The following is a 25,206-nucleotide window of genomic DNA, read 5'->3' on the forward strand; positions in this document are numbered from 1 at the left end:
TTTTAGAGCTTTACCTGGAAGAAAACAGCAGGACTTTCACCCATTTAGGCAGTTATTTTACACATTGTCACTGTGATTGTTGCAACTACTTGGCGCTTGTGGTTGTTGGGTTGCGCTGGCGTGCAAAGGTTGCTGTGAAGGTGTGTTATTTTGGTTGCTTCGCCGGGACGCCCTGCGATTAACTGTGCTTGATTTGTGGTTAGGGAGCCACAAAGTCGACAAAGATATTGGCGGTGAGTCTGCCGGTTTGCGGGTTATCGTCGATATCGGTGTCATTATTGACGATCACACTGTGCAGTAAGTTGCCTGGGTAGATAACCAATCGGTTGGCGCGATAACGGAGTTGCTCATAAAGGTAATATTGCTGGTCACTTTCGACAAAATAGCCCGGTTTAGGTTGACCATAGGTATTAACGTGGTGCTGCGCCGCGCTAAAGTAGTCATCGCTACGTTTAGGATTAATGCGCTCAAAGCCGCTAGGAATGTGCCTAAACAGACCTGTATCGCCATGAGGGCCATCATTTAGGTAGTGTAAAATGGCAAAGTAATAGGGATTGAGCGTGTCGAAATGCGGCATGCGTTGCAGCGACTTTAGTTGTTCTGGCTGGTGGCTTATCAAGGAAAAATAGTAGTTTTGCGGTTGCAGTTGGCGCTGAGGCGGTATGTTATAAACCTGGTAAATCGTTTTATATACCGCATTTAGTACGCTTATCACATAAGGCTTAGGCAGGGGAGTGCGTACGCCTGGGTAATATGAGCTGGCATCACAATCAAATTTGCCCTGTTGGCAAGCGTAGTTTTTCACCGCATCGCAATTAACCCCAAAGTCATCAATAATGATCACTGGGGTTTGCTCTTGACCGACTTTTATTACTTGTAGTTTAAAGCCTTGATTAACTTGAAACTGCTTAGATTGAGTCTCTACCACCTTCACTCCCACGATAAAATCAGCTTAGTTTATTGGGCATCAATTGATCACATATTTGCCGACTTACAATAACGCTGAATAAAGTCGTAATGGTCTGGAAAATTATCAACTTGCTTAGAAACATTAGCCTTGATAGTACTTAGAAAATGCGCCAATTCTTCATCTGACATGGTATCGACAATTGGGTGGTATTGCTCAGGCATTAAACCTTGACCTATCATAACCTGTACCCACGAGGTTTCTCCAAACAGTTCACCATCTTTTTTAAACATCCGCGCAGCCGCTTTAAAGTGGTTCATGCGATGTTTTAAGGTGTCAGGGATGTCCATATTTTTACAATAGCGCCAAAACGGTGTGTCGGTGCGCTCTGTTAGGTGGTAGTGCAAGATAATAAAGTCACGGATATTGTCACATTCAAACTTAGTTTGCGCGTTGAACTCATCGACATCATTTTGATTGATACCATTTAATGGGAACATCTGCATTAAGCGGATAATACCGCGCTGGAATAGGTGAATACCGGTTGACTCAAGCGGTTCGATGAAACCGCTGGCGAGGCCGATTGCAATACAGTTTTTATTCCAATGCTGTTTACGGGTACCCGTTTGATAGCGAATAACTCGTGGCTCGTTCAGTGGCTCACCGTCAATATTGGCTAATAACTTCGCCTTGGCTTGCTCTTCGCTCATATAATGGCTGCAATAGACTAAGCCATTGCCGGTACGGTTTTGCAGTGGGATCCGCCACTGCCAACCTGCTTCTCTGGCAATCGAGCGGGTATAAGGCACTTGCTTATCGGTACAACTGGTTTGCACGGCAATTGCGCGATCGCAAGGTAGCCAATGTCCCCAGTCTTCAAAACCGGTATGCAGCGCTTTATCAATCAGCAAACCTCTAAAGCCAGTACAATCAAGGAATAGATCGCCTTCTACTGTTTGGCCGTTATCGAGTTTAATAGCAGTAATATGACCGCTATCATCGTCTAGCAGCACATCTTCAATTTTCCCTTCGACACGTTTACAGCCATGGTCAAAGGCAATTTTTTGTAAAAACTTTGCATACAGCCCGGCATCGAGATGGTAGGCATGGTTTAGATCGCGACTTGGCAATACCGCAAATCGTCCACGACGGGCTGCTAAATGTTCGGTGCAATAGTCGCCAATCTGGGAGGCAACCCCTTGCTGTTGGCCTTTCACCCAAAAACTGGTAAAGCTTGATGCCCAGCAATCTTTGCCTAAGAAACCAAAAGAGTGAATGTATTTGTCTTGACCATCTTTCCAGTTCTCAAATGAGATCCCTAGCTTAAAGGTGGCATTGGTCGCCGCCATAAACTCTTGCTCGTTAATACCCAGTAGTCGATGAAAAATATGTAAGGTGGGGATGGTCGCTTCACCTACGCCTACGGTGGGGATTTGGTCTGACTCTATTAAAGTGACATCTAGGGCTTTACCTAATAACTTGGCTAACGATGCGGCCGCCATCCATCCCGCAGTTCCTCCGCCAGCGATGACGACTCTTTTTACTTTGTTATCCTGTTGCATGCTTGTACCTCATAGTCTCGCTTACATTAGATTGCGGTCAACGCGGCGAGTTATTATCGTTTTAGTTGGTTGAGCAATTCTGCTCGAAGTTGGCGTGCACTGTGTTGATTCATGGGCTTGGCTAATATGCCTTGAGCATCTGGCTGAATATGTCGATTGTCATTATCATCATGGCCAAAGATGTAGTAGTCAAATAGGGCTTTCCAGGCCTGGCGTTGATCTTTAGGTAAGTTGCGTAAACTCAGCATTGCATGGTTTAATGCCGACTCTGGCCGTCCCATAAAAGCGTCACTATTGCGCCACCAGTGAGTGATAAGTGTATTTAATGGCGCTAGACCTTGGACGTGGTGCCACCACATACTCGGAATAAACAGCGCATCACCAGCTTCAAGTTCTATCACCTGCGCAGCGTCGATAGCTTGCTGAAAACGCGGGAAACGATCAAAGTCTAGATTGTCAAAATCCACCATACTGATACTCTGACCTCCTGGGGCGTGTTCCAAAGGCCCAGGGTATAAATTGCTGATCTGCTCGGGTGCAAATAGGGTAAAGCGACGTTTGCCTGATATACAGCAGGCGAGGTTGAGCGGGAAATCATAATGGGCAGCAATTTTACTTTGATTACCAATCCAGATATTGGCCAGTGGCGCGATATCTGCAAAATCGATAGCGTTGTTTTCAGAAAAGCTTGGTAAGTACTGTTGTAAATTGGAGGAGCCAATGTACATGGTCGGCGCTTGTGGATTTTTAGCCTGTGACAGTATCCGCTCCAACACTGCGGGCATTGGCACTTTGCTCGCGGTGTAATTGAAGCCTGTATGTAGGTCATCGTAAAAAATCCGCCCTTGAGCACTGTGGGGCGCTAAGTAGGCGGTAACCGGCAGGCCACTATAGTGGCTGAGCAGATATTCGCACATACGCTGATCAGAGTGCTTGGCAGCTTGCACTGCGGGCCAATGGTCACAAAATCCCTTTAGCACCATAGGCTTACTTGCCTGCATTAATGCAGGCGGGAATACGCCCTTAACAAAATCTTGGTAATGGTCGACTTGCCGATTGACATTGAGCATCACAACACCTTCCTCAACTGCCGGTTAACTTTGTAGTTCAGGGCTGAGTGCATTCTTGCGATTAAGCAGCTCGCGAATGTTGTTTTGCGAGGCAACCATCATATAAATCGCCTGTAAAAAGCCACTTTGGTGTAGTTGGGCAACAATGTCGCTATCGAGAGCTTGCAATACATCTTCATTGATAGTGTAAAAGCCAATCATTTGATGTGTTGCTCCTGAGTCTAGAGTGACCTCTAATGTAAAAGGTTCAAGTAAATCATGGGCCAGCAATGTCGCGGTAAAGGCTTTACTCTCTTCTAATCCGTGGTGTATTGCTTCAAGCATATCTGCCGCATTGTCTAAAAACTCGGTATTGCCACCATACTCTAAAAACAGTGCTTCACCTTTTTCTGTATTGACGCGCGGATTATCCATATCGATATGTAACACTCGCTGCTCTACTTCAACGCCATCTTCTACACCGGTGCGCTTACCGATTAAAAAGGGTTGGCGCTGTACGGTTAGCGGAATATACGAAACGGTCCACTTGCCCTGGTCAATAAACAAGTTCTCTTTGTCTTTAAAACCAAATAGAGCGACCGCATAAAACTCACCCGTAGTGGGATCTTTTTGATAAAAGATCGGGTAGTGGGCTTGTACACTTCGATATTCAGATGGAAAGGTTAGGGCATACCAAATATCGTCACCGTACTGAGGGCTACGCTCGGTGATCACTTTAAGGTCTTTATGATCAACGCTATTTAGAAGAAGGGTGTTGGCCATGTTAACTCCAGTTTGTTGTCATTTTATAGTTTTAAACTAGTGAGCAAATCTTTGCTAATGGTTGGGGGCTAACCCATGTTGCTGTATTTGTATTTGTATTAGTAAATCTCTGTTGCTGCTAAGGTGGCGTTGCAATTGCTTGCCTTTGGCCACATTCTGATTGAACAAGTGTGTCGCCTGCTGTTCACTCATTTTTCGAAGTCGCTGCGGGGCATTCGTCTCAAAGCCCATGCCATAAAGAATGTATTGAAAACTGGCGGCAGGGAATAGCTCTTCAGTATGATGTGTGTCCCAATGATAAGGGAAGTGGTGCCGCCAAAGCGCTAGCTGCTCAGCTAAGTGTGCTGGAATGGTATTGCTCTCACAGTTATCACTCCAATAATCGCTGTCACTGCGCTGGGTTAAGATATAGTGCAGTTTTAAAAACTCTATGATGCGCTGCCAGCGGTAACTAAAGCTGTCATTAAAGCGGCTAGCGATAATATCCATTGCAGCGCGGTTGGCTGGCATTTGTTCGGCAAGCATTTTGGCAGACAACTCCACCATCGCCAGTGCCGAAGCTTCAAGTGGCTCGATAAATCCCGATGCCATTCCCACAGCAACGCAGTTTCGATGCCAAAACTTCTCTCTATGCCCTGGAGTAAATGTCAGGTGACGCAATGGCAACTGTTCACTTTGTTTATCGCCAATACTGCGCGCTAGGTAGCGGCGCAAGTCAGTTTCTGCTTGGGTAGAATCACAATGGGCACTTGAAAACGTGTATCCGACACCGCGACGAGATGGCAGGCCAATATCCCAGATCCAACCAGCACTTTGCGCGGTTGAGTGGGTGAATGATGCAATGCTATCTTGCGTGTCAAGATAAGGGACTTGCGCGGCAATGGCAGCGTTGTTGAACAACACTTTATCTTGGTGGACCAGTTTTATGCCATAGTGCTTGCCAAGTAATAGTGACTGCATACCACTGCAGTCGATAAACAGATCGGCTTCGATATCACCTTGATCAACGGTAGATACCGAGGCGATATCACCATTGGCTGCGCTATTGACCTTAGTGGCATCACTAATGATGTGCTTGACGCCAAGCTTGTCAATACAGTGTTGCTTGAGGCATTGACCAAATTTGCCCGCATCAAGGTGGTAGCCGTAGTTGAGCGCGAAACCATACTCTTCGGTATTGAGCATTTTAGGTGCCAACCCTAATGAGGCAATTTTACCTTGTGGGCAAACCGCATCGGCAAAGCTCACCTGATCACGAAAAGGTTGCCAGTATTGGGCTAAATTAATTTGATTGAAACCTGCTGGCGGAGTAAAAGGATGGCAATAGCTATCATTGCCATTGCGCCAGCCATGAAATGCTGAGCCTTGTTTAAAACTTGCATCGCATTGGGTTAAAAAGTCACGTTCGCTTAAGCCAATTTTTTGCAGGGTAGCACGCATAGAAGGCCAAGTGCCTTCACCTACACCAATGGGGGGGATTTGGTCAGACTCAATTAAGGTGATGCTGATACCTAGGTTTTCATCTGCATTAAACTGCGCGGCCAAAACGCCTGCGGTTAACCAACCCGCAGAACCTCCTCCGACTATCACAATTCGCCTTAATGCATCATTCATACAACTTGACCTGGGCCTTTTAGCGCTAAAAAAATAATATGACAAATAACTTTAGTTAACAGCCTGTGGCTGCTAATTAAAACTATTTAACAACAAGGTAACGCCCATTGCTGGGCGCTACCAGTGTTTTTTAGTTAAAAGGTGTATCGTGCACCTAAGCTATATCGCGCTCCCGTCTGCGTATAGTTAAGTACTTGGTTGGTTGCACGGCCATGAACACGTGTTTTCTCATCGGTGATGTTTAACCCTTCAAAGAATACCGTTAAGCCTTCAACAGCAGCAATATCGTAGCTAACGTTGAAGTCAACTTGCGAGTATGCTTCGGTATATTGCGGGTTAGCACCTGTATCTTGACCCGTTGAATTGAGGAACTCATCACGCCAGTTATAAGCTAAACGTGCTTGAAAACCATAATTCTCATACATCAAGATGGCATTGGCTGTATCACTGATACCGACAATCACATCCTGACTAACATCACCCTCTCGGTTCAAATTGGTATTATCATAGGTGCTATCTGAATCAACTTTGGTGTAGTTGGCTTGAACACCAAAACCAGTGTCACCAAAGAAATGCTGCACTGCAATTTCCCAGCCATCGATAACAGCACTACGATCGCTGTTAGTTGGTGAGTTAATCAGGAAGTTGACATCAGGATCCCCAGGGTTACCTGTGATCTCAATATTTCCGTTGTCTGGATTAATTGTCACGTTTGGATCGGTAGCGCCGTATGTCGCATAAATCCATTCTCGTTGCTGTATCGCTGTGGTAGCACCTGCTGCAATCGCTTCTTGTACATAGGCGCCATTGGTTGGATCAGGTATGTTAAACACATTTGAATTTGTGACGTTACTTGCAATAAAGTTAGTGACATCTTTTCTGAAATAACCTACTGAAACATAGCTGACATCGTCATAGTACCATTCCGCAGAAAGGTCATAGTTGGTTGACTCTAATGGTAATAAGCTTGGGTTACCGGAATCACCACTACCACCGCCACGGTTGCCCAAAGCCCCTACAGACGTACCACCTTGGATAGATGTATAGTCAGGACGACCAATTGTTTCGCCATAGGCTGCGCGAAGCATCACGTCGTCAATAATTTCGATGTTAAAGTTCACGTTTGGCAGATAGTAGTCATAGTCACCTTTTTGGGTGAGCAGCACCTGTTGGCCAGTTCCCTCATAGGCTACTTCTGTTTCAGCAATCCAAGTTGCTGAATTAAATTCAGGTACAGCAGAACGTGACTCAACATCAGTTTTTTCGTAACGAAGACCTACGTGGATATCATAAGGTCGGTCAAACATTTCGCCTTCATAGTTATATTGGATGTAGGCTGATTGCGACTCTTCTTCGGTATATCTATCTGTTCCACCAGGACGAAGGTAGTCTGTTGATGGGCAGAATCCATTACCACAATCTCCCACATCTGTTGAACCATAAAGCTCAGCGGCGCGAGCACGAACAGCTTCAAAGTCCCAGAAGAACATAGTATTAAGTGCTTCTGTTGAGGCTGGACCCTGATAATCAGAGAAATCGCCTTTAGAGCCATCTAATTTATCGTGGATGGTTTCAGCAGGGAACCAAGCAGGATCTAAGTCGCCGGCTTGGCCAACACCACCCCAGTCATTACGTTGAACATTGATTTGCTGTGTACGGTTATTGACATTGGTCATAGCGATACCAAAATCAATGCTGCCCATTTCATCAGTTTCAAATGTACCATTAAGCTGTAGTTGGTCAATTTCTGAACGGTTTACTTCATTACTAAATGTTGAACCGGTAACGCGCATATCTGTTGGCATGACATTATTACCATTGCCTACAGCCAAAACAGGTATATCACCGGTAAAGTCAGTAGCAGCACTGGTACGGATGAATGCCGCAGTACTTAGATTTGCGCTACTACCATTGGCATGATTTGGACTGCGCTCTGCAGTAGATGAATGGTAATCAAGGTTAAGCGATAAGCTCTCAGTCACATCCCAATCTAGATTAAAGCCCAGTGAGCCACTTTCATCACGAGTGCCGTATTCACCCGCAGCCATTGAAAGATCAGCGGGGCCATCGCCATAAACCTCTGAATAGACAAGTGGTGATGAGACAGGGCCATCACTCCAAGTGCTGTACTGTGTAGGTACAAAGTTAAACCACGCAGAAACATCTTGATGTTGTTGGTCGACATCATTTTGCATCATGGTGTAATCAAGGGTAGCGCGAATTGAATCAGTAGGCTGATATTGCAGTACTAGTTGGCCGTTAATACGTTCGCGTTGCTGCTCTTCAAAACGATAAATCGTCGTTTGTGGCACACTGTAAATATCATCTTCACCAGCACGGTTGATCTGGTTGTCATCTTTTGGTACACCGCCCCATTCAGCGTTATTACCGCTCCAATCTTGGTCAACAATACCTGGGTAGCTGCGCCAGCCGGTACCGACCTGCGCTTGCTGATTACCACTTTCACGTTTTTGATAGCTGGCAGACAGTGAAATACCAAACTTGTCATCTGCAAAAGTGTTGGAATACAATCCTGAAAATTCCGGCGTCACACTGCCTTTATCAGTTGATGTGTCTTCAACGGCTTTGGCACCAAAGGTTGCTTTGAGGCCTGGTGAGCTAAGTGGACGATGAGTCAGGACGTTAATGGTTGCCCCCATTCCACCGGTCGAATTCTTAGCTTGGCTGGTTTTCTGAACTTCTACTGCACTTACTGACTCTGACGCAATGTTAGCAAAGTCAAACGAACGCGAACCGGTAGTAACTGGCATTTGGCGGCCATTGAGCATCACCAAGTTTTGATCTGGACCAAAGCCGCGCACGGTGACTCGGCTACCTTCACCATTTTGGCGGTCGATAGACACACCAGTAATACGTTGCATCGATTCTGCTAGGTTACTGTCAGGGAACTTACCAATATCTTCGGCGTTAATCGCATCGACGATACCGTCTGAGCTGCGTTTAAGATCCATTGACTTAATTAGACTACCGCGAATACCTTTAACTGCGATAACTTCAATATCTTCATTTTGTTCTTCAGCGTAGACAGGGTTTAGCACGGTTGCACTCAATGCGAGTGACAAGCTAGTGGCTATCCTTGTTCTTTTAAACAGTGTTTGCTGCATTTCCATCTCTCCCCGGGAAATAGTGAAACTTTCGTTTTCATCGTTTTCTATGTAAGCGCTTACAAGTACCGCTAAAAAAATGAGGTCTTATAATTTTTAAAAATTGTAAGCGCTTACACAAAGCTAGATTAAATCGTTTGTTTGGTCAACAAAAATATCACTTTAATGTAACATTTGCCGTGGGATTTTAGCGTGTATTTTGCGTTAAGTGTTTGTTGATGTTGGTTTTGGTGTGATTTCGGGTGGTAAATGAAATTGATAGAATTGTATTATAATTATGTGTAAATTCCTGGCCGTGATTCACACAACCAGGATGCTGTTCGCCAACAAGAATTATAGGTGGGGAGGGTTAACGCAGACTAATTGAGTCCCGCAGTACAAGTTTTGGGTCGAATATGTTGTTAAGGTTAGTTTGCGGTGATTGATAACACTGTTTAAGGACCATTTTAGCCGCCATATGACCCATTTCTGCGATTGGATAATCAACCGATGACAATTTAGGGAACATATAGTTAGCCAACACATTATTATCAAAGCCCATTACGGACATATCGTTTGGCATCGACAAACCTTTGCCCCGGACTGCATCCATGGCGCCGGATGCCATTTCATCGTTGGCACAAACAAGGGCGCTAAAGGGGAAGTTAGTATCATGCAGGGCGCGAAACCCTTTGGCGCCGCTTTCTTCACGGTAATCGCCTTCAAATACCAGTTGCTCATGAAATGTTAAGCCATGTTCTGCTAATGCGCGTTTATGGCCATGCAAACGGTTTTGGGCATCCTCTTTCCAATAGGGTCCAGCGATATAAGCAATATCACGGTGGCCTTGGTCAATAACCGCTTTGGTGGCGATATACCCACCGAGTTCATTATTGAGGTGGACACAGCGATCTTCTATTTGTTCAATATAGCGGTTAATCAATATGACGGGTATTGAGCCTTTGCATAACTCAATTAAATATTCATCGGATACCGCTTCAACGTGCAATATGAGCGCATCACAACGGCGGCTAATTAAGAATTCAATGCCTTCTTTTTCGAGTTGTTCTTCACTGTGACCGGCAGCAATAATGACGTGTTTGTGGGCAATACGAAATTCGGCTTCGATACCGCTCATCATTGAACCATAGAAGTGACCTCTGAGCTCAGAGACCAATACTCCAACACTATTTGAACAATTAGAAGCCAGTGATTGGGCAATGGCGTTGGGGCGGTAGCCAAGCTGTGCCATAGCGTCGAGCACTTTTTTCTCGGTTTTCTCGCTCACTTTGGCGTTCTTATTCATGACTCGTGAGACGGTTGCTAATGAAACGCCTGCTAATACTGACACGTCGTAAATCGTTGCCATATGCTTCCTTTTCTTGCAGCTACTTTTTAGTGCTAATTAGCTACTTTTGGCATTAAATGCTAAATGAATTTGTTCTATCTTACTGCTCGTTAGGGTGTAGCGTGTCATGATTAATGCAGCAATTAGTGACCCTAACGCTGGAAACAGGGTAAAGGAATATAATATCCCTTGCTGTGTTTCAGCCGTTTGCGTGGTATCGGCTTGGTAGCCATAATAGGCTAATGCCCAGCCCGCGAGGGCACCACCTAGTGCGATACCTAACTTGATGAAAAATATCACAGTAGAATATACCATGCCAGAAAGTCGTATACCTATTTTCCACTCACCATAGTCAATGGTGTCAGCCATCATTGCCCATAATAGCGGCGTAGCCATGTCGAGCAAAAACTTCCAGATGAAAAAGGCCGCGCAGGCTAGCAGGGTTTGATCAGGGGAAATGAAGATGGCCAAAGCGCAGACAGCCACTGCAAGTAATTGCAAACTAATGTAAGCCTTAATCTTGCACACATACTTAGCTAAGGTTTGCGAGAAAGCACAGCCTAGCATACTGCCCACCATGCCTATGGTCATGAAAGGGGTGATGAGATCTTCGCGAACTAAGATGTATTTGACGTAATAAACCGCGAGGGTGATTTTTAATACCTGTCCGGTCAGCAAAAACAGCCCGGCAAGGCACAGCAGCCTAGCTTGATCATTTTGCCATAATAGTTTGAGGCCATCGATGAAGTTGTGCTTATGTTCACTGGGTACCCGAACTCGCTCTTTGGTTCCGGCGAAGCAAACTAAGAAAAATAACACTCCGACGACGCTCATCGCCGCCATGGTTAGCTGATAACCTTTGGCTTTGTCACCACTACCAAACCATTCTACTAAAGGCATAGTGCATGAAGCCACAAACACACCGCCTAACATGGCCAATACAAAACGGTATGATTGCACGGAGACACGTTCTTTCGGGTTAGCTGTGAGTGCTCCGCCGAGGGCGCAATAGGGAATATTGATTGCTGTGTACACCAGCATCAATAGGGTATAGGTGACAAAAGCGTAAATGAGCTTTTGGTCGTCAGCGAGATCAGGCGTGGTAAAGGCAAGGACACTGATTAATCCAAATGGCAGCGCTAACCACAGCAAAAAGGGTCTAAATTGTCCCCATTTACTGCGTGTCCGGTCAGCAATATTACCCATGATAGGGTCAGTGACGGCATCAAAGATACGCACAATAAGAAACATGGTACCAACAGCTTCTGGTGCCAAGCCGACTACATCAGTGTAGTAAATAAGCAGGAACATCATCACGGTTTGGAAAATGATGTTACTGGCGGTATCACCTAAACCATAGGCAATTTTTTCTTTAACTGAAATCATTTACAACACCTAAATAGTCTTAATGAAAAGCAAACTAACTATGCCATGCTGGGCTCATTACGGCGCTTGATCAATGTCAGAGTAATGTCTTCATTGCGCGCACTGGTTAATGGATAAAAACACATGAGTAGCGCGGCGGCAAAAGCAAATGCTGCGGGTATCCAGCTCATCAGCAGTTGCATTCCGGGCAGGGAAGCGGCAATCGTTTCAGGTCGCATGCCGTCATAGCCGTAACTGGCTAATACCACTAGCACCAAGGCGCCAGCGAAGCCGCCACCGGTTTTTTGTACGAAAGTGCCGGCTGAATAAATCAGTCCAGTTGCTCGGCGACCATTTTTCCACTCTGAATAGTCAGCTGAGTCGCCTAGCATGGAGAAGAACAGTGTTGGCATCATGGCTGCAAAGAATTCCGCAGCGCACCCAAAGGCAAACACCAAGGCGATGTTGTCGGCTGATACCCAATAAAAAGCTGCGGTTAGCACTGCACTGGCTAATAGAGTCACAATGAATAATTTACGCTTATCAAAGCGTTGTGAGAAGTAACTGGTAGACAGTGCGCCCAAAATGGAGACGATCAATAGCGCAATGAAATATTTCCCCGCCATTAGTTCATCGCCAACTTGGTACTTAAAGTAGTATGCGATAACACCATATTTGATGCCATTGAACATCATGGTGAGAAAACCAATACCGAGCAAAATTAGCCATGGCTTATTGGTGAGTAGGTCTATCATATCTTGCTGAGTACCACTGATATTGGTCGAGGGTTGTTTCAACAATCGCTTAATCAATAGCCCCATGCCAACAAATACAATGACAAAAAACAGCGCTGAATAACCGTTGCGATAATAGAAAAATAGTGTCATTGCCAATAGGGGTAAGATAATAAACGGCAAGTTTTTCAATAGATCGCCAATTTCGCTGCCTAGACTGGCGTTGGAGTTGACGGCTGGCGTGATACGTTCTTTAGTTGAAAAGAAAGTGACTAACATCAATACCGCCAACAAAGCCGCAAACAAATACATGGTGTATTGATAGCCCATTGCATCATCGCCTTGGCCAAAGTATGCCACCAGTTGAGGTAAGAACCCCATAACGAGTAAGCCACCGGCAAAAGCGCCCGCAAAGCGAAAACCAGAAAGGCTAGTGCGTTCCTTATCGTCTGGCGTCATCACCCCCATAAGCGCAGAGTAGGGGACGTTGTTCACCGTATAAGCCAGTGTCAGACCAATGTATGTGACATAGGCGTACACTAACTTGCCTGAGTCTGATAATGCTGGCGTGGTGAAGCACAGCACCATAAATAGCGCTAAAAATGGTGTTGACCATAGGATCCATGGTCTAAACTTGCCCCATTTGCTGTCGGTTCTATCCGCTACCATGCCCATGATAATGTCGGTTACCCCATCAGATAGCCGCACCACCAAAAACAGCATGGCCGCTGCTGCGGCGCTGAGGCCGAAGGTATCGGTATAAAATACCGCTAAGTAGGCTAAGGCGCCACGCCAAACTAGATTGGCCGCGGCATCTCCCATGGCATAACCGACTTTCTCATGAAAAGGTAGAGTACTCATTCGTTATCCATTGTTATTATTGTGTGGAGTATATTTATCGCTGAGTAATTAACTGTTTATAAGCTAAACCGCTGGACTTTATTGTGCGTTTTTGGGTGGCATAATCAACATAGACAATACCAAACCTTTTTAAATACCCTTCCGCCCATTCAAAGTTATCCATTAAGCTCCAAGCAAAGTAGCCTTGAACGTTGACCCCTTGCTCACAAGCCTGATGCACTGCATTAAGGTGTTGGTGATAATAATTAACGCGGCGTACATCATCGACAATACCGGCTTCAATCTCATCATCAATCGATGCGCCATTTTCTGTAATATAGATGGGAGGCAAGTTGTAACGTTCATTTAAAGAACATAACAGCTCTGTCATCGCTTGGGGATAAATTTCCCAGCCAATATCGGTACGTGGTACATCCAAATCCATTACCTGCTCGAAGATGTGCTTATCATCAGCTCGGTAAACCGCGCGGGTGTAAAAGTTGATGCCTAGAAAATCCAATGGCTGGGCAATAATATCCATATCACCGGCTTCAATCGGTGGTTTTACGGCATCAGGTAGGCTGTCGATGATGCTCGGGTAACAGCGGTCAAACAAAGGTTTGATGTACCACTGGTTGTGATAATCCTCAGCATACTGGGTGGCGGCTTTATCGGCGGCCGAATCGGTTAGCGAGTAGGCTGGAGTGAAGTTAAGTACAATACCATTAAGGCTATCGGGGGCGTATTGCTGTAACACTTGCATAGCAAGACCATGGGCTAGCAGTAAATGGTGCGCCGCTGCTCTACCGGCTTGCTGACTTTGTATTCCTGGCGCATGTATGCCTTCTTCGTAACCTAAATAGGCGCTACAAAATGGCTCGTTAAGTGTGGCATATGAATGAACACGGCCGCCAAATGCTTGTGCCACCTTAGCGGCATAATCTTGGAATAAGTAGGCGGTTTGACGATTCTGCCAGCCACCATTGTCTTCAATATGTTGGGGTAGGTCCCAATGGTATAACGTCACATAGGGTTTAATATTCAGCTGATTGAGTTTATCTAGTAACTGAATGTAAAAATTCATCCCAGCTTGGTTTACGCTGCCGTCTTGATTGAGCACTCGGCCCCAAGAGACAGAGAAGCGATAGGCATCGACACCCAAAGAGGCGATTAACTCAACATCCTGTTGCCATAAGTGAAAATGATCACAGGCAATGTCACCATTAGAGCCGTCAACGATGGTTCCTTGCTTGGCACAAAAAGTGTCCCAAATATTGTTGATACGCTCATTGGCGCCACCTTCAATTTGAAAAGCAGCTGTGGCTACTCCGTAGGTAAAATCAGCTGAGCGCATCACGGAATGCTCTGGTAGCGTAATTGTCATCTTGGTCATCATTTTTCTCATCGTTCCATTACATGTGGTGCGATTAATCTCTGAATCCTGTAAGTGAACTTCGCTATGCCGATGGTCAACTCTAGCTAGCGGCCGCACCTCAGTACTACCTATTTATCAAATCCTAATCAATGAAAGCGCTTACAAATACTATCGAAAATGGCTTGAAAATTGTTATTACTGTGTTATAAATGAAAGCGCTTACATAACAATAGAGCTTTCATTATTAAAGGTCAACCTGTTTATAAACGTGCATTTCAGGGCGGTATTCATTTTTACCACTTGAGCGGCGCAACATAAAGTTAACAGTGGGCTGATGATTTATTTTGAAAGTAAATAACTGAGTTTACTGGGGAATATTATGGCTATCACACCGCAGGCTGAAACAGCAGTGCAGGAGAATAGTACGCAGCAAGGGCAAAGTTATGCTTTTCCTTTGGTGTGTCTTACATCGTTATTTTTTATTTGGGGATTGATAACGAGTCTTAACGATATCTTGATTCCGTACCTTAAAGGTATGTTTGAATTGAGCTATACCCAAGCAATGTTAATTCAGTTCTGTTTTTTTGGGGCTTACTTCTTAGTGTCGGTGCCTGCCGGGGCGTTAGTGGCTCGCGTGGGCTTTCAGCGCGGCATTGTGGTTGGCCTGTTAGTGGCTAGTGTTGGGGCGCTAGCATTCTATCCAGTGGCAACTACAGGCTCTTATGGCGCTTTTTTAACGGCTTTATTTGTGTTGGCTGCGGGTATCACCATTTTACAAGTATCGGCAAACCCATACGTGAGTATATTAGGAAGTGCCAACACCGCATCTTCTCGATTAACTATGACCCAAGCGTTTAATTCACTTGGTGCCACCGTAGCCCCAATTTTAGGAGGCTGGTTAATATTGTCAGTGGCGGCAGATACCTTAATGCCGGCTGCAGAGCAAACTAAGGTACAAGCTACCGCGGTACAAACGCCTTATCTCATCCTGGCAGGGACATTGATATTAATGGCGGTGATTTTTTCGCTACTTAAATTACCTAAACCTGCAATGCAAACAGCAGCGGTTTCGCCAACGGAGCAAGTCGATGGCGGATCGGCTTGGCAATACCGCCACCTAGTATTGGGGGCACTGGCGATATTTGTTTATGTCGGCGCAGAGGTGGGTATCGGCAGCTTAATCATTAACTTTGCAGCGCAGGGTGACATTGCCGGATTGACGGAACACCAAGCTGCCAAATATGTCACCTATTTTTGGGGCGGCGCCATGATTGGTCGCTTTATTGGTGCACTGATTATGCAGAAATTGCCTGCGAGTGTGGTACTGACATTTAATGGTGTGGTGGCAATGGTATTGTTGCTAGTGGCTATTTTTGCCAGTGGCATGACAGCCTTGTGGGCCATCACATTAGTGGGATTGTGTAATTCAATCATGTTCCCAACTATTTTCACTTTAGCATTAAATGGTTTAGGTAAGCATACTAGCCAAGGTTCGGGCATACTTTGTTTAGCCATTGTAGGTGGAGCAATTCTTCCAGTTGTTCAGGGGGTTATGGCAGACAGTTTAGGCATTCAATTGTCATTTATCGTACCACTTGTCTGTTTTGCTTATATCGTATTTTATGGCTTATCGGGCCACAAACTGCTGCAAGATGCTGCTAAATAGGGACCTAACGTCATGAGGAACAAAGTCATGTTTTTGACAAATAGCGCGTTGATTAAAAAGTCATTAGCCGTGGTGATTGCCGGGGCTGGGTTAGCGGGTTGTGCCGAACAAGCTGCAACCACAACTCCCGCATCTGTGGCGGCAGAGAAACCAGCGCAACAGAAAGCGTCGCTCAGCGCCGCAACAGATAGGCAGCTTAGCCGTTGGCCGGTGATTGACAGTGAAGTCAAAACCGATAACAGCACTGAAGAGCAAATAAAGTCATTGTTAGCTGAGATGACTTTAGAGCAGAAAATTGCCCAGATGATCCAGCCGGAGATCCGCGATATCACCGTAGAAGACATGCGTAAATACGGTTTCGGTTCTTACCTGAATGGTGGTGGCGCTTTTCCAAATAACGATAAACACGCAACGCCACAAGACTGGATAGCCCTAGCTGAATCCATGTACCAAGCGTCAATCGACAGCAGCCTTGATGGTTCGAGCATTCCAACCATGTGGGGCACGGATGCGGTTCATGGCCATAACAATGTTATCGGGGCGACATTGTTCCCGCATAATATTGGCTTAGGCGCTGCAAATAACCCGCAACTCATAGAGCAGATAGCCAGCATTACGGCGACAGAAGTGATGGTGACCGGCATTGACTGGGTATTTGCACCAACAGTCGCGGTGGTGCGCGATGATCGCTGGGGACGGACTTACGAAGGTTACTCTGAAGATCCTGAAATAGTAAGAGAATATTCTCGATCGATTGTTAGTGGTCTGCAAGGCCGTGTTGACCAAGACTTTTTGGGCAACGAGCAAGTGATCGCCACTGTGAAGCATTTCTTAGGGGATGGCGGGACAGTAAAAGGTGTTGATCAGGGGGAGAATCTCGCCACTGAGCAGCAGATGATTGATATTCATGCCCAGGGCTATGTCGGGGGCTTGAGCGCGGGTGCTCAAACTGTCATGGCATCATTTAATAGTTGGCATGGTATTAAGAACCACGGCAACCCGTATCTGTTAACCGATGTGCTTAAAGATAGAATGGGTTTTGATGGTTTTGTGGTAGGAGATTGGAACGGCCATGGCCAAGTAAAAGGCTGTACCAATGAATCTTGCCCAGAATCAATTAACGCCGGATTGGACGTGTTCATGGTGCCAACAGGTGCATGGAAGCCTTTATATGATAATACGCTTGCCCAAGCGCGTTCAGGTGAGATTCCTATGGCCCGCATTGATGATGCCGTCTCGCGTATTTTGCGAGTTAAGTTACGTGCGGGATTATTTGATAAACCAAGCCCAGCGCAGCGTCAGCTATCAGGCAAAACAGCGCTTATTGGTGCGAAAGCCCATCGTGATGTTGCCAGACAAGCAGTGAGGGAGTCACTGGTACTATTGAAAAATAACAACCAGTTATTGCCGCTCGCCGCTAAGCAGCATGTGCTTGTAGCCGGTGATGCCGCTGATAATATTGGTAAACAGTCAGGTGGCTGGACTATCACTTGGCAGGGGACTAATAACGAAAATAGCGATTTCCCAGGAGGAAGTTCAATTTACCAGGGCATTGAGCAGCAAGTTACCCAAGCCGGCGGCAGTGTAAGCCTCAGTGAAGATGGCAGTTTTGAGCAGCGCCCGGATGTGGCTATTGTGGTATTTGGTGAAGAGCCCTATGCAGAAGGCCATGGTGATAGAGATGATCTTGAATACCAACGAGGTGATAAGCGTGATCTTGCCTTGCTAAAACGATTACAAGCCCAGGGAATTCCAGTTGTGTCTGTATTTATCAGCGGCCGCCCAATGTGGGTGAATGCGGAGCTAAATGCATCGGATGCTTTTGTCGCTGCTTGGTTACCGGGCTCAGAAGGGGATGGCGTCGCGCAAGTGTTATTCCGTGATAGTGAGGGCGCAGTTCAACATGACTTTAGTGGTCGCTTATCATTCTCTTGGCCTATTCGGGCAGATCAAACCGCAGTCAACCGCTTTGATGCTGACTATGCGCCGCTGTTTGCCTACGGTTATGGTTTAAGTGCCGCAGATAACGTCAATATTGCCGCTGATTTATCCGAAGTGGTCGAACGTGATGTAGAAGCATTGCAAGCACTAGCCTTGTTTGACCGCGGTGTGGTGACTCCTTGGATGATGTCGATTGGCAGTGGTAAAGGGACAACTCGCTTGCAAGATACCATTGTGGAAAATGACGTTGTGTATACCCGTACTATCGATAAAAACGTTCAAGAAGATGCACGTTTGTTTACCCTAAATGGAAGTGCTGAAGGTGGTTTTGCCATCTTTGGTAGTTTCCCGCGTGATTTAAGGGCATACAGTGAAGCCAAAGGGGTATTAAGTTTCGATATTGATAAGCGCCAGCTTAATGCTGATAGCGTATTGCTAACTATGGATTGTGAGCCTGAATGTCGCACCAGTATCGATATTGCTAAAGCCCTACAAGCTTTGCCTGCAAAGCAGTGGTCAACACTGACGGTAGACTTACAATGTTTTGCTGATAAAGGTGTCGACTTTAGCAGAGTGAGCAAACCGCTTGAGTTATCGTCTAAAGGCCAGCTCTCTATTGGTGTGGCGAATATTGCAATCCTTCCAGGTGGTGCTGAGCAGGCTACTCTAAGCTGCCAGTGATTTTGGTGCTGCAGAGTGAGTGGTTGGGTTAACCAAGTTAAAGTTGGCTAGCCTAGCAATAAAGGGCAGATTGGATGAAAGTGGCTCATCATCGCGCTGTAACTTACATCGCTGAGAATGGGCCAGTGCTTGATAGTCATGCTGCGTGAGTTGTGCGGCATTGCGATAATGACAATCGCTTTGATTGCGGGCAGAGATTGAATATCAACGCTGGATTGAATACGAATGCAGTAGTGGCTGCAGCGCTTTTATAATGGCGATAACTGACATAGTATCGGCTATTGGAGTGTGAAGATTTTGTAAATCGTCAATGGCTAAGTAGACGAGTTGCGACAAAATAAGCCATTGCAAAAGCGGCAGTGTTAGTCGCTAAATATAATAGATCAATGGCAAAAACAAATTGAGTATGGTGTAACTAATGGTGATTTGGAGTAGAACATGATGCGGATGGGGATAGATCTTGGTGGCACAAAGATAGAGTTAGTGGCTATTGATGATCAAGGTAAAGAGATTTTTCGTAAACGCGTTCCTACGCCCAGAGAGTACCAGCAAACACTCGATGCCCTTACGCAACTGGTCAATGAAGCCGAGACAACACTCGGGCAGCAGGGCAGTGTCGGAATTGGTATACCAGGTGTGATATCACCATTTACTGGCTTAGTTAAAAATGCGAACTCGACTTGGATCAATGGTCACCCATTAGATAAAGATTTAGGTGCACGATTAGATAGAGAGGTTCGTGTTGCTAATGATGCAAACTGCTTTGCCGTGTCAGAAGCAGTTGATGGCGCCGCGGCTGGTAAAGGCGTGGTATTTGGTGTGATTATCGGGACTGGCTGCGGAGCCGGCTTGTCAATCAATGGCAAAGTACATGGTGGTGGCAATGGTATCGGCGGCGAGTGGGGTCATAACCCCATGCCATGGATGACGGCTGATGAGTTTAATAGCACTGAGTGTTTCTGCGGAAATAAAGACTGCATAGAGACCTTTATTTCGGGTACTGGTTTTGTACGCGACCATAATCTGCACGGTGGCAATGTTAAGACCGGCAACGAAATTATGGCATTGTATGCACAGGGTGATGAACGAGCTATTAGCAGTTTTGAGCGTTATATCGACCGGTTAGCACGAGCGCTGGCCCATGTGATCAATGTACTCGACCCAGATGCAATTGTTTTGGGCGGCGGAATGTCTAACGTGGAAGAGATCTATCCGTTATTGCCTGAAAAGCTTAATCAATATGTGCTTGGCGGTGAATGCCGCACGCCTGTGGTGGCTAACCTGTATGGCTGCTCGTCTGGTGTTCGCGGTGCCGCTTGGCTTTGGTACGGAAACTAACAGCCTACTTGTTGGATAACCGTATTTATCTGATGTAGACTTGCCCTATTCAATATAGGGCAAGGAGCGCAACCGCATTGGTTGGCTTTAAAATATCGTGTTTGGCTTAAAAAAATTCCTGTCACAGTTTTTCATGCCCATCCCATTTACTTTGCTGATGCTAGTATTGGCACTGATTTTTTGGCACCGCTCGCGGCTTGCTAAGTGCTTTGTCGTGGTTGCAACTACTTGGCTACTGCTACTAAGCAGTCAGTTTGGTAGTTATTACTTGGTTAATCAGTTAGAGCAACAATACCCTGTTAATAATAGTGTTATGCCAGAGGGTTGTGTGATTGCCGTATTAGGTAACAGCCATAATACAACTCATAGTGATGTTGCCCTGCAGCAGCTATCCGCCACCGCACTGTCAAGGCTGATTGAAGGATTACGTCAAGCCTCCATTAGCCAACACTGTCAGTTTATCTTTAGCGGTTGGAACGGTGGTGTAGTTGGCCCAAGTCATGCCGAAATTCAAGCACAAGCTGCGATTGCACTTGGTGTAAAAAAATCGAACATGACGCTTTTTCCGCTGGCTAGAGACACCATTGAAGAAGCGCAATATATCAAGCAGCAAATCGGTAGCTCCCCGTTTAAATTAGTCACGTCTGCGACACATATGCCGCGCGCGATGGCCACTTTCGAAGCTATGGGTTTAAGCCCCTTAGCGGCACCTACCGATTTTATTTCCTCAGATGATTCATGGTGGCACATCAGTATTGCTAATTTATCCGCTTCTCAGCGAGCGATTCATGAGTACCTTGGCTTACTGTGGTTACGTATCAAACATAGCCTTTCTAATTCTTAAGAGTGACATTTCATGGCACAAGACGATATTAAACTCATTCACTCAATCACTAAGCATAATGGCATTTCCTGTACGCTCGGCGGTGCGGTTGCGCTTATTGTTGGGCTGAGTATATTTCTGTTTTACAAAGCGATATTTGCAGTAGGCATGGTGCTGTTTATTATCGGCGCTATTCTCCTGGTCATTGGCATCGCTAAAATTATTGAACCTGCCATACCGGTAGAGCTTAGCGAGCGAGGGATTGTGTATCGGCACCGCCGCGGTACGATTGCGGTTGAATGGCACAATATTCAACGTATCGACATTCCTCGCGTACATACCGCTGAAGGTTTAACTGACTTGCCCTATATTGGGCTTAAGTTGAAAAAAATCTCGCCCTTACTGCACCTTATCTCGCCTAGACTGGCGACGGGGTTGTTGACTGAGCAACGGCCATTGCTTATTTCTTCTATCGAGCTTGATGGTGAGCTGTTGATGCTAGAAAGCTACCTAAACTCGGAATTTACGCCATTAGAGGTTGATGATGAGCGCTTTACTGGGGTGATGGCAATGTTTGGCCATCGTTGTCGCTTTTTAGGAGAGCATTTGGGCTACCATGTATACATTCCATGGGATTGCCTAGACAGAGATGCTAAAGATTTTATGCAGTTATTGCGAAAATATCAGCAACAAGCTGCTTGCGAGTAGGATTACAACATAGGGTATATGGCGCTAAAGTCATTGTTAGCGCCAACGTAGAGGTGTTTAGCCGTTGGCTGCAATGCTGTCATCATCGATAACGCTGGACAATAAGTTAACCTCTTCACGTACTCGCATTCCAATAAACTGACCACCTTCAAATATTTCCATCGATTCGCATGCTATCTCGCCCTCGACCGAGCCAGTATTGGTAATATTGAGCTTATCGCATTTGAGTTTACCTTTGAAAACACCGGAGACTTTGAGCTCTTTACAACGTAGATCGCCGTCGATGTAGCCGTCGGCTTCTATGGTGATTTTACCCGTTGAACTAATTTTCCCGTACAGCTCGCCGCCAATTAGCGCTTCGCCTTCAAAATGGGTTTCGCCTGATAACTTAGTGCCTTGGGCGATAAAAGTGAGTCCATTGCTATTTTTCTTATTTCCAAACATAAACAAGATCAATTTTGAGGTTGTAGCTAGATATTATCCTGAATTTTTACACAATCAAACCACTAATATTTGGCGCCATTGTCAGATTTTTGTCATTTTGTAGTGATGTCAGGGTTAACAATAATTGCAGAGTTAGGGCACGGCGCTACACACGCTCCGCAACCTGTGCAAGCTTGAATGTCTATGATCGGCTGCGGCGCTTGACCGATTTGCGGACTAAATGTAATGGCTCTTGGCTCACAGGCATCTTTACAGCTTTGGCACCAAACGCCGTTAAATGCTAAGCAATTATCGCTAATTTGCGCCGCGATGGTCCAAGGTTGAGCTTGATGAGTATCGAACAATGGCTCTGGACATATCTCAGCGCACTTGCCACAAAATGTACATTCATCACGGCTAAAGTCGATTTCGGGAAATCCACCGTCGCCGCGTTTAATAATTTGCGTTTCACAGTTGCTGATACATTTGTCACAGCGAGTGCACTCGTCTGTAAATTCAATATCCTGTTTTATCCAAGGCGGGCGAATAACGTTACTTTTGCGGCGACTAAAAAGATTGCGCCTACTTTGGTTGATGCGATTGGACATGAGAAGCCTTAACTAGGCGCTGGCGGTATAAGCGCAACGCAACGACGAGATTACTGACTATTATAACCATTGGGGTTATTTGATTGCCAATGCCAACTGCTTTGAGCCATATCTTCAATGCTATGGGTTGCACGCCAGCCAAGCTCTTGATTGGCTTTGCTTGGGTTGGCGTAACATGCCGCGATATCACCAGGACGACGAGGCTCAATGGTATAAGCAATACTGTGACCGCACGCGGCCTCAAATGCTTTAACCATATCCAATACACTGCAGCCGTTACCTGTTCCAAGGTTATAAGTGACCAACCCAGGCTTTGTGGCGATTTTTTGCAGCGCCTTTAAGTGACCATTGGCCAAATCAACAACATGAATATAGTCACGCACACCTGTGCCGTCGGTTGTGTCGTAGTCGTTGCCCCATACATTGAGTGACTGGCGTTTGCCGACCGCGACTTGCGAGATAAACGGCATCAGGTTGTTGGGAATATCATTGGGATCTTCACCAATTAACCCACTTGGGTGAGCGCCCACTGGATTAAAATAGCGCAAAATTGCGATATTCCATTTGTTATCAGCTTGATATAGGTCCGCCAAAATGTGTTCGACCATCAGCTTAGACTGTCCATACGGGTTGGTCGCGCTAGTTGGGAAATCTTCAGTGATGGGCAAACTTGCGGGGTCACCATAAACCGTAGCCGATGAGCTAAAGACTAAGTTTTTGACATTAAATTGGTGCATCACTTCACACAGGCTCAAAGTGCCGGTGACATTGTTTTCATAATAGCGCAGTGGTTGTTCGACCGATTCACCGACAGCTTTAAGCCCGGCAAAGTGGATCACTGCGGTGATACTGTGATCAGTGAATATCTTTTGCAGTAACGCTTTATTGAGTACATCGCCTTGATAAAACGTGATCGGTTTACCGGTGATATTCTCAACCCTTGCTAGTGACTCAACACTGGCGTTACTGAGGTTATCTATGACAACCACATCTTGGTTATTTTCAAGCAACTGGACTAGGGTATGTGAGCCAATATAGCCAGCGCCACCGGTCACAAGAATTGTCATACTTTAGATCCTTGTATTTCACTTGCAAGCTCAACAATTAAATCGGAAAAAGAATCACCAATTTGATGATGGCGCAATCCATACTCTAAGTTTGCGCGCATATACCCCAGCTTATTGCCGCAGTCATGGCTTTTACCTTGCATTAGATAGGCGTTTACTGGCGTTTTCTCCATCAACATAGCAATTGCATCGGTTAATTGAATTTCGCCGCCAGCTCCTGCTGGTGTTTTTGCCAATAGTGGCCAAATCTCTTTAGGCAAAATATATCGACCAACGACAGCCAAATTTGAAGGCGCTTCATCGATAGCGGGCTTTTCAACTAACTGTGATATGGGTAAAGAATCGCCTGCATGCAGGTCTTCCCCTTTTATGTCGGCTATTCCGTATTGATCAACACTTTGGTGAGGCACACTCTCAACCATGATTTGACCGATGCCATTGTCATCAAAACGCTTCACCATGTCGGCTAGGTTGTCTTTTGCCAAATTGCAGTGGTATTCATCGACAATCACATCTGGTAGTAAAACGGCAAATGGCGCATCACCGACAACTTGTTGGGCGCACAAAATAGCATGCCCTAGGCCTTTGGCTTGCGACTGTCTAACGCTAATAACCGTTACGCCGTCGGGACAAATTGCTTGAACTTCACTTAGCAATTGGCGTTTAACGCGGCTTTCTAACTGCGCTTCTAGTTCAAAGCTGCAATCAAAGTGGTTTTCAATTGAGTTTTTACTGGCATGAGTTACCAATACAATTTCAGTTATGCCGGCGGCGACAGCTTCGTTGACGACATATTGAATTAATGGCTTGTCGACAATTGGTAGCATCTCTTTCGGAATCGCCTTGGTGGCCGGTAGCATTCTTGTGCCAAGTCCGGCAACAGGGATAACGGCTTTGCGGATACTGTTTGGTTTCATGAAAATCCTTGTCAGTAGTGGGGTAGCGCATATTTAAGTGGCTAATTGTACTCAATATCCGCAGAAGATCCATCTTCTAAAATGGGCTTTTATTCTTGTTTTGATTATAGCTAAATTTTGTAAATTCCGTTAACTGATATTTTTGTGTGGTTGGTGGAAATGATATAAGCAGGCTTGGTTATTTAACGAACGAGTAAAAGTCGGTTTGGATAGTGTGTGGATAGATATTGTTACGGTTTAAGTTATTGATTTTATGATTTTTATGTTAATGTTTAACAGGGGGTGTTTCGTTTGGTTTACAACTAGGGTTATGAATGTAGCTCAATAATAGCGGCTTGCGCTATTAACAAAAG

General features: G+C 45.6%; 19 protein-coding genes. 5 read left to right on the top strand and 14 right to left on the bottom strand.

What is annotated here, in order from left to right; translation table 11 throughout:
* Window positions 1-199: 199 nt before the first annotated feature.
* The 10 genes from L865_RS0102590 to L865_RS0102635 all read right to left on the bottom strand — a co-directional run bounded on the left by L865_RS0102590 (window position 200) and on the right by L865_RS0102635 (window position 14,690).
* A complete protein-coding gene (locus L865_RS0102590; protein ID WP_157577403.1) occupies window positions 200-928 on the bottom strand; it encodes a DUF6445 family protein in 729 nt (242 codons plus the stop codon).
* Between the two features lie 47 nt (window positions 929-975).
* Window positions 976-2,469, bottom strand: coding sequence for a tryptophan halogenase family protein (locus L865_RS0102595; protein ID WP_028771800.1), 1,494 nt, complete (start codon window positions 2,467-2,469; stop codon window positions 976-978).
* A gap of 53 nt (window positions 2,470-2,522) precedes the next feature.
* The gene (locus L865_RS0102600) at window positions 2,523-3,539 is read right to left on the bottom strand and encodes a cupin-like domain-containing protein (RefSeq protein ID WP_028771801.1); all 1,017 of its coding nucleotides are present in this window, start codon (window positions 3,537-3,539) and stop codon (window positions 2,523-2,525) included.
* A 24-nt stretch (window positions 3,540-3,563) separates the two neighbouring features.
* Window positions 3,564-4,301 carry a SapC family protein gene (locus L865_RS0102605; protein ID WP_028771802.1) on the bottom strand — a complete coding sequence of 246 codons (738 nt, stop codon included), beginning with the start codon at window positions 4,299-4,301 and terminating at the stop codon, window positions 3,564-3,566.
* A 54-nt stretch (window positions 4,302-4,355) separates the two neighbouring features.
* Entirely contained in the window at window positions 4,356-5,891 is a 1,536-nt protein-coding gene (locus L865_RS0102610; protein WP_342666121.1) for a tryptophan halogenase family protein, read from the bottom strand.
* 158 nt (window positions 5,892-6,049) lie between these two features.
* Window positions 6,050-9,040 (bottom strand): TonB-dependent receptor, encoded by a 2,991-nt coding sequence (locus L865_RS0102615; protein ID WP_028771804.1) that lies wholly within the window; start codon window positions 9,038-9,040, stop codon window positions 6,050-6,052.
* Window positions 9,041-9,389: 349 nt separating this feature from the next.
* Entirely contained in the window at window positions 9,390-10,388 is a 999-nt protein-coding gene (locus L865_RS0102620) for a LacI family DNA-binding transcriptional regulator (protein ID WP_028771805.1), read from the bottom strand.
* 36 nt (window positions 10,389-10,424) lie between these two features.
* Window positions 10,425-11,753: a glycoside-pentoside-hexuronide (GPH):cation symporter gene (locus L865_RS0102625; protein ID WP_028771806.1), complete on the bottom strand. Its 1,329-nt coding sequence runs from the start codon at window positions 11,751-11,753 to the stop codon at window positions 10,425-10,427.
* A 38-nt stretch (window positions 11,754-11,791) separates the two neighbouring features.
* Complete coding sequence (locus L865_RS0102630) at window positions 11,792-13,327, bottom strand: MFS transporter (protein ID WP_028771807.1); 1,536 nt, start codon at window positions 13,325-13,327, stop codon at window positions 11,792-11,794.
* 34 nt (window positions 13,328-13,361) lie between these two features.
* Complete coding sequence (locus L865_RS0102635) at window positions 13,362-14,690, bottom strand: GH1 family beta-glucosidase (RefSeq protein ID WP_028771808.1); 1,329 nt, start codon at window positions 14,688-14,690, stop codon at window positions 13,362-13,364.
* A gap of 370 nt (window positions 14,691-15,060) precedes the next feature.
* On the opposite strand from L865_RS0102635, the gene L865_RS0102640 reads away from it, so the two are divergent.
* From L865_RS0102640 to L865_RS0102660, 5 genes are all read left to right on the top strand, one after another.
* On the top strand, window positions 15,061-16,347 hold the full coding sequence (locus tag L865_RS0102640; protein ID WP_028771809.1) for a sugar MFS transporter: 1,287 nt from the start codon (window positions 15,061-15,063) through the stop codon (window positions 16,345-16,347).
* Window positions 16,348-16,374: 27 nt separating this feature from the next.
* Window positions 16,375-18,969, top strand: a complete 2,595-nt coding sequence (locus L865_RS0102645; RefSeq protein ID WP_028771810.1) for a glycoside hydrolase family 3 protein — start codon at window positions 16,375-16,377, stop codon at window positions 18,967-18,969.
* Between the two features lie 438 nt (window positions 18,970-19,407).
* Window positions 19,408-20,307 (top strand): fructokinase, encoded by a 900-nt coding sequence (gene mak / locus L865_RS0102650; protein WP_028771811.1) that lies wholly within the window; start codon window positions 19,408-19,410, stop codon window positions 20,305-20,307.
* Between the two features lie 133 nt (window positions 20,308-20,440).
* Window positions 20,441-21,151 carry a YdcF family protein gene (locus L865_RS0102655; protein ID WP_037470436.1) on the top strand — a complete coding sequence of 237 codons (711 nt, stop codon included), beginning with the start codon at window positions 20,441-20,443 and terminating at the stop codon, window positions 21,149-21,151.
* Window positions 21,152-21,163: 12 nt separating this feature from the next.
* Window positions 21,164-21,838, top strand: coding sequence for a DUF2982 domain-containing protein (locus tag L865_RS0102660; protein WP_028771813.1), 675 nt, complete (start codon window positions 21,164-21,166; stop codon window positions 21,836-21,838).
* A 57-nt stretch (window positions 21,839-21,895) separates the two neighbouring features.
* Here L865_RS0102660 and L865_RS22955 read toward each other — a convergent pair whose 3' ends face one another.
* The 4 genes from L865_RS22955 to galU all read right to left on the bottom strand — a co-directional run bounded on the left by L865_RS22955 (window position 21,896) and on the right by galU (window position 24,853).
* On the bottom strand, window positions 21,896-22,282 hold the full coding sequence (locus L865_RS22955) for a bactofilin family protein (protein WP_037470394.1): 387 nt from the start codon (window positions 22,280-22,282) through the stop codon (window positions 21,896-21,898).
* Between the two features lie 92 nt (window positions 22,283-22,374).
* Complete coding sequence (gene napF / locus L865_RS0102670) at window positions 22,375-22,869, bottom strand: ferredoxin-type protein NapF (protein WP_028771814.1); 495 nt, start codon at window positions 22,867-22,869, stop codon at window positions 22,375-22,377.
* Window positions 22,870-22,919: 50 nt separating this feature from the next.
* Window positions 22,920-23,936, bottom strand: a complete 1,017-nt coding sequence (gene galE / locus L865_RS0102675; RefSeq protein ID WP_028771815.1) for a UDP-glucose 4-epimerase GalE — start codon at window positions 23,934-23,936, stop codon at window positions 22,920-22,922.
* Window positions 23,933-24,853, bottom strand: coding sequence for a UTP--glucose-1-phosphate uridylyltransferase GalU (gene galU, locus L865_RS0102680; protein ID WP_028771816.1), 921 nt, complete (start codon window positions 24,851-24,853; stop codon window positions 23,933-23,935). The genes galE and galU overlap by 4 nt, the downstream gene beginning before the upstream one ends.
* Between the last annotated feature and the right edge of the window lie 353 nt (window positions 24,854-25,206).

This window comes from Shewanella waksmanii ATCC BAA-643, from assembly GCF_000518805.1.
In the GTDB taxonomy this organism is placed as follows: Bacteria; Pseudomonadota; Gammaproteobacteria; order Enterobacterales; family Shewanellaceae; genus Shewanella; species Shewanella waksmanii.

What these genes read in the sequence shown, in the direction of transcription:
- L865_RS0102655 (WP_037470436.1), top strand. Translation starts at nt 20,441, where the DNA reads ATGCCCATCCCATTTACTTTGCTGATGCTAGTATTGGCACTGATTTTT.
- L865_RS22955 (WP_037470394.1), bottom strand. Translation starts at nt 22,282, where the DNA reads ATGTTTGGAAATAAGAAAAATAGCAATGGACTCACTTTTATCGCCCAA.
- L865_RS0102615 (WP_028771804.1), bottom strand. Translation starts at nt 9,040, where the DNA reads ATGCAGCAAACACTGTTTAAAAGAACAAGGATAGCCACTAGCTTGTCA.
- galE (WP_028771815.1), bottom strand. Translation starts at nt 23,936, where the DNA reads ATGACAATTCTTGTGACCGGTGGCGCTGGCTATATTGGCTCACATACC.
- mak (WP_028771811.1), top strand. Translation starts at nt 19,408, where the DNA reads ATGATGCGGATGGGGATAGATCTTGGTGGCACAAAGATAGAGTTAGTG.
- galU (WP_028771816.1), bottom strand. Translation starts at nt 24,853, where the DNA reads ATGAAACCAAACAGTATCCGCAAAGCCGTTATCCCTGTTGCCGGACTT.
- L865_RS0102630 (WP_028771807.1), bottom strand. Translation starts at nt 13,327, where the DNA reads ATGAGTACTCTACCTTTTCATGAGAAAGTCGGTTATGCCATGGGAGAT.
- L865_RS0102595 (WP_028771800.1), bottom strand. Translation starts at nt 2,469, where the DNA reads ATGCAACAGGATAACAAAGTAAAAAGAGTCGTCATCGCTGGCGGAGGA.
- L865_RS0102635 (WP_028771808.1), bottom strand. Translation starts at nt 14,690, where the DNA reads ATGACAATTACGCTACCAGAGCATTCCGTGATGCGCTCAGCTGATTTT.
- L865_RS0102640 (WP_028771809.1), top strand. Translation starts at nt 15,061, where the DNA reads ATGGCTATCACACCGCAGGCTGAAACAGCAGTGCAGGAGAATAGTACG.
- napF (WP_028771814.1), bottom strand. Translation starts at nt 22,869, where the DNA reads ATGTCCAATCGCATCAACCAAAGTAGGCGCAATCTTTTTAGTCGCCGC.
- L865_RS0102605 (WP_028771802.1), bottom strand. Translation starts at nt 4,301, where the DNA reads ATGGCCAACACCCTTCTTCTAAATAGCGTTGATCATAAAGACCTTAAA.
- L865_RS0102645 (WP_028771810.1), top strand. Translation starts at nt 16,375, where the DNA reads ATGTTTTTGACAAATAGCGCGTTGATTAAAAAGTCATTAGCCGTGGTG.
- L865_RS0102600 (WP_028771801.1), bottom strand. Translation starts at nt 3,539, where the DNA reads ATGCTCAATGTCAATCGGCAAGTCGACCATTACCAAGATTTTGTTAAG.
- L865_RS0102620 (WP_028771805.1), bottom strand. Translation starts at nt 10,388, where the DNA reads ATGGCAACGATTTACGACGTGTCAGTATTAGCAGGCGTTTCATTAGCA.
- L865_RS0102660 (WP_028771813.1), top strand. Translation starts at nt 21,164, where the DNA reads ATGGCACAAGACGATATTAAACTCATTCACTCAATCACTAAGCATAAT.
- L865_RS0102625 (WP_028771806.1), bottom strand. Translation starts at nt 11,753, where the DNA reads ATGATTTCAGTTAAAGAAAAAATTGCCTATGGTTTAGGTGATACCGCC.